Raw genomic sequence first — 4,224 nt, 5'->3', positions numbered from 1 at the left:
GGGAGCCGCTCGGACGCGGCGGGGGTGCCTGCTGGCCCGCCGTCCGGAGCCGGGAGCCCCACGGCTGCGCCGGCCCGCACCGCCGCCTCCAGCCCGCCCCAGGCCTCCCAGCAGGCCGGGTCGGCGTACGTCGAGGCCACGGCGTGCACGGACCCTGGTACGTCGTCGCGCAGCAACCGCCCCAACGGGGTGAGGCGGAACAGCTCCTCCCCCTCCCGTTCCAGCACACCGATGCCCGCCAGCGCCCTGAGCAACCGGCTGAGCCCCTCCACGCTGGCGCCGCACTCCGCCGCGAGCTCCACGGTGCTCCGCGTGCCCTCCCCCAGCAGGCGCGGCAGGTCCAACCGCAGCCCGACGGCCGTGATGCGGGACAGGGCGAACCCGAACAGCAGGGGAGCCAGCCGGTCGCGGCGCGGCTCGGTGTCGTCCTCGGCCATCGTCACCTCGCGGTCGGATGGGTGGCCCCCAGGTGGGTCGAGCGGGGCCACGCGGTTTCGCCACGTCATCTCGGGCGGTGCCACCAGCTCAACCGTTGGGAACCCTCCGAGGCGGTCCGCAGCCTGAGCCGGCCGTGGCGGGCCACGCCACCCACGACCAGGGTGCGGTGGTGCTCCCGGCACCGGGCGACCCGGTCGCTCACCCGGAACCGGACGACGTGGATCTGGTCGGTGCGGACAGCGGTGCGGGGCGGCACCAGGAGGACGCACTGCGCCTCGCGCAGGTCCACCGTGAGGTGCGTGACGGGAGCCGCGAACTTCGCGGTCGCCATGTCCAGCAGCACCTCGCACCGGGTCGCGACGACCTGGAGCCGCCCCGGGACGGTCCACGCCCCGGTGCGGACGAGGCGGTCGCCGGTCGCGGTAATCCGCAGGCCACCGCGTTCCGGGTGAGGTCGTGGGTGCGCCTGGTGGTCCCGCGGCCGCCAACGCGACCCCGTGGGGTCGTCGTCGGCGAGTTCGAGGAAGCCCGGCCCGGCACCGCCGGGCGCACGCCGCGGGTGGACACTCATGTGCCGAGCGTAACCACGACCCCACCCCTACGAGAAGATCTCGCTGGCTTCCGGGGCAGATTGGCGCACCGGCCCCGGACGGGCACCACGATTCGCGATGCTCGCCGGCGCCGGCCCCCCTGAACGCGTGATGGCGCTCCTCCGGCATGGCGCTGGCCCGCCGTCCGGGCGCGCAAGCCCTCGGAGTCGCGCGGCCAGGCCCGCAAGGCACCCCGAACCGCTCCCCCGTTCCCCCGCCTCCAGGGCGCCCGCGCCCCGGGCTGGCCGAACGGGAGGCGCGGGCACCACAGCCGCCTGGGGCCCACCTGCCCCGCTCGGCAGCGCCGGGCAGGCGCGGGTTCACTCGGAGAACCGCGGCAGGTGGTCCGCCGCCCACGTCTCGAAGGTGGCGGCCGGGCGGCCCAGCACCTCCTCGACGGTCCGGGTGAGCACGGCGTTCCCACCGGACCTCGCCCAGCCGGTCCCGGCGACGGCGAGTTCCACCGCCGCGCCGTCCCAGCTGTCCTCCTCCATGCGCTGCCGCATGGCTGGCATCGGGAGGTCCGCCACGCGCAGCGGCCGTCCCAGGAGCCGTCCCAGCACCTCCGCCTGGTCGGCCGCGCTCAACAGCTCGGGGCCGGTGAGGGTGAGGCTCCGGCCCAGGGAGTGGTCGCCCACCAACTCCGCGACGGCGACGGCGGCCACGTCCCTCGGGTCGATGACCCCCTGCCTGGCGCCGCCGACCGGGTCCGGCACGACACCGTCCACGGCGATCGACCGCGCCCACCCCAGGGTGTTCGAGGCGAAGGTGGAGGGGCGCAGCGCCGTCCAGTCCAGCCCGCTGCCGCGTACCGCGTCCTCGGTCTCCTGGTGCCAGCTCCCCACCAGCCGACCGTTCCACCACTCCCCCGTGCCGATCGCGGACAGCTTCACGACCCGCCGCACACCGGCGGCGACCGCCGCGTCCAGCAGGGCCACGTCGTGCGCCACGGTCGGTGGGTTGGGCACCGTCACCAGCAGGACCGCGCGCACGCCGTCGACGGCCCGGCGCAGCGACTCCGGCTCGGTGAAATCCCCCCGCACCACCTCCACCCCGGGCAGGGTCGGAACGGAGGAGGGAGTTCTCGCCAGCGCGCGGACGGGGCGCTCCCCTCCCGCGAGCAGACGCAGGACAGCGCCGCCGATGACGCCCGTGGCGCCGGTCACCAGGATCATGCGTCCAGCCTGGCGGGAGGACCGGGTCGGTGACTTGCAGATTTCGGCGGTCCTCCCATGAACCGGTTCCCGGTCGGGGGCGGCGTGCGTACCGTCCTGGCCGTGCCAGACGAGAACCACCCGTCCCCGTTGCCCGCCGAGCTGCGCCCGTGGTTGTCGAACGCCCGGGCGGCGGTCGCCGACGCCGGGGGCGCCACGGTGGTGGACGAACCCGACACATCGGTCACGCTGTTGTTCTGGTCGGCCGGCGGCGGCGCCGTGGTGCTGGGTCCGAGGACGAAGGCCGGCTACCGCCGAGGCGAAAGCGGGGGCGGGTGCGTCCGGGTGCGGATCAGGGCCGGACGGGCGGAACACCTGCTGGGGCGCGGCGTCCGCGAGCTCGGCGACCGGGCGGTGCCGCTGCGGGAGCTGTGGGGGGAATCGGACGACTCCCTCCCGTCCGCCTGGTGGGAGCGGGAGCACCGCGACCCCGCCCGTTTCCGGCACGCGGCCCTCAGCTGGCTGGCCGGAGCGGCGAGCCGTCGCCTGTCGTCCGTCCCCCCGACCCCGTCGGTCCTGTCGAGGGCGAGGCTGGCCGAAGTGGCGGCGTCCGCCCTGTCCGACCTGTCAGCCCGGGCCGGGGTGCGCGAGGTGTCCCGGCGGCTGCACGTCAGCGAACGGCAGCTCCGCGACGTCTTCACCGGCGCGGTGGGGATCGCACCGAAACGTTTCGTTCGGCTCCACCGCGTCCGGGCGGTCCTGGCCCGCGCCGAACGGGGCCGGCTGGCCGCACTCGCCGCCGATGCCGGGTACCACGACCAGGCGCACCTCACGGCCGACTTCCGGGCGGTGATGGGAGTGCCACCTGGTGCCTACCTGGCGGGCCGCCTCCCGGTGGGACGGCGGTGCGAGTCCGACGGCGGGAGCGCGGGCTGGAGGGGGTGATGGTGGACGGGGCGTCACCAGGGGTATCGGTGGAACCCGGGTCGGGCCCACCGCCCTGCGAACGGCCCAGGCACGACGTGGAGCGTGCCATCAGTGATCTGGGTGGAGACGAGGGGAATCGAACCCCTAACCCCCGCCTTGCAAAGGCGGTGCTCTGCCAATTGAGCTACGTCCCCCGGGTGCACCATTGGTGACCACCCCGCACAGGCCTGTCGAGGCCTGGCCTGTTGTCCGCCCCACCGACCCGAACCGGTCGCGGGCGGACACACGAGAAGCCGGGAGCTCGATGAGCCCCCGGCGCTCGGATCAGCTCTCGGCAGGGGCGGTAGCCTCACGCCAGAGGTCAGCCTCAGCCTTGGCGGAGCGGTTCCTGCGGACGAGCAGCAGGACGACGCCAGCCACAGCACCCAGGGCAAGCAACTTCTTCACTTTCGGTCGCCTCCTAGCGTCTGGCGCACACGATCCCGGTCCTGCGTACCGATGACCGGGATCAGAAAAGTACGAACATCGGGCAGTGGGCCTAGCTGGACTTGAACCAGCGACCTCTTCGTTATCAGCGAAGCGCTCTAACCGTCTGAGCTATAGGCCCTCGGACGCGGAGTGAAGACTACCGCACGCGGTCTCGGTTCCCCAAACCGGCTCTGATCTTCAGTTCCAGTCTGACGTCGCGTACGTCATCCGCTGTGCGCACCATGCTACCCGGTGACGATCGACCGTGTTCCCCCGCCCCCTCGAACCGGCCGCGACCTGCGACTTCACCGGTACTGGCCCCCTCGCGCCGGGGACACGCCGTTCGCTCGAACGATCCGCTCCCAGCACTGGCCGACAACAGCCGCCACCCCGCACGACGCGCGACACCGGCTGCGAAGGCCCGGTCGTACGACCGCGTGCCGCACCAGCGGGCTACGCCGGCACGGCAACCGCCCGCCCCAAGCGCCCGGGTCCGGGAACCACGGCCTCCTCGGACCTCGAGCGGGACGAGCCTCGGGCCGAGGTGGGCCAACAGCCCCCGCCCCCAACCCGGCCGTCGACGCCCTGGCACCGACGGCGCCGGGAGGGGTTCCGCGAGCGCTGGTGGAAGGCCTCAGACGACGCGA

At 74.1% G+C, this 4,224-nt stretch carries 5 protein-coding genes and 2 tRNA genes; 1 reads left to right on the top strand and 6 read right to left on the bottom strand.

What is annotated here, in order from left to right; translation table 11 throughout:
• The 3 genes from ACTIDRAF_RS30980 to ACTIDRAF_RS0224125 all read right to left on the bottom strand — a co-directional run.
• On the bottom strand, window positions 1–437 hold a 437-nt coding region (locus ACTIDRAF_RS30980; protein ID WP_026066447.1), incomplete at its 3' end, for a methyltransferase family protein.
• Window positions 438–502: 65 nt separating this feature from the next.
• Window positions 503–1,009 (bottom strand): hypothetical protein, encoded by a 507-nt coding sequence (locus tag ACTIDRAF_RS0224130; RefSeq protein WP_016701249.1) that lies wholly within the window; start codon window positions 1,007–1,009, stop codon window positions 503–505.
• Window positions 1,010–1,348: 339 nt separating this feature from the next.
• The gene (locus ACTIDRAF_RS0224125) at window positions 1,349–2,203 is read right to left on the bottom strand and encodes an NAD(P)H-binding protein (protein ID WP_016701248.1); all 855 of its coding nucleotides are present in this window, start codon (window positions 2,201–2,203) and stop codon (window positions 1,349–1,351) included.
• Window positions 2,204–2,305: 102 nt separating this feature from the next.
• On the opposite strand from ACTIDRAF_RS0224125, the gene ACTIDRAF_RS30975 reads away from it, so the two are divergent.
• A complete protein-coding gene (locus tag ACTIDRAF_RS30975) occupies window positions 2,306–3,127 on the top strand; it encodes a helix-turn-helix domain-containing protein (RefSeq protein ID WP_211215419.1) in 822 nt (273 codons plus the stop codon).
• 103 nt (window positions 3,128–3,230) lie between these two features.
• Here ACTIDRAF_RS30975 and ACTIDRAF_RS0224115 read toward each other — a convergent pair.
• The 3 genes from ACTIDRAF_RS0224115 to ACTIDRAF_RS0224110 form a co-directional block, all read right to left on the bottom strand.
• Window positions 3,231–3,303, bottom strand: a tRNA-Ala gene (locus ACTIDRAF_RS0224115).
• A gap of 130 nt (window positions 3,304–3,433) precedes the next feature.
• Window positions 3,434–3,556, bottom strand: a complete 123-nt coding sequence (locus tag ACTIDRAF_RS34650) for a DLW-39 family protein (RefSeq protein WP_211215418.1) — start codon at window positions 3,554–3,556, stop codon at window positions 3,434–3,436.
• Window positions 3,557–3,642: 86 nt separating this feature from the next.
• Window positions 3,643–3,716 (bottom strand) — tRNA-Ile (locus tag ACTIDRAF_RS0224110).
• Window positions 3,717–4,224 lie beyond the last annotated feature (508 nt).

The sequence above is a fragment of the Actinoalloteichus spitiensis RMV-1378 genome (assembly GCF_000239155.1).
Classification (GTDB): Bacteria; Actinomycetota; Actinomycetes; order Mycobacteriales; family Pseudonocardiaceae; genus Actinoalloteichus_B; species Actinoalloteichus_B spitiensis.
Note: the sequence above shows the minus strand (reverse complement) of the source record. Positions and strands in the feature narration are given on the sequence as shown.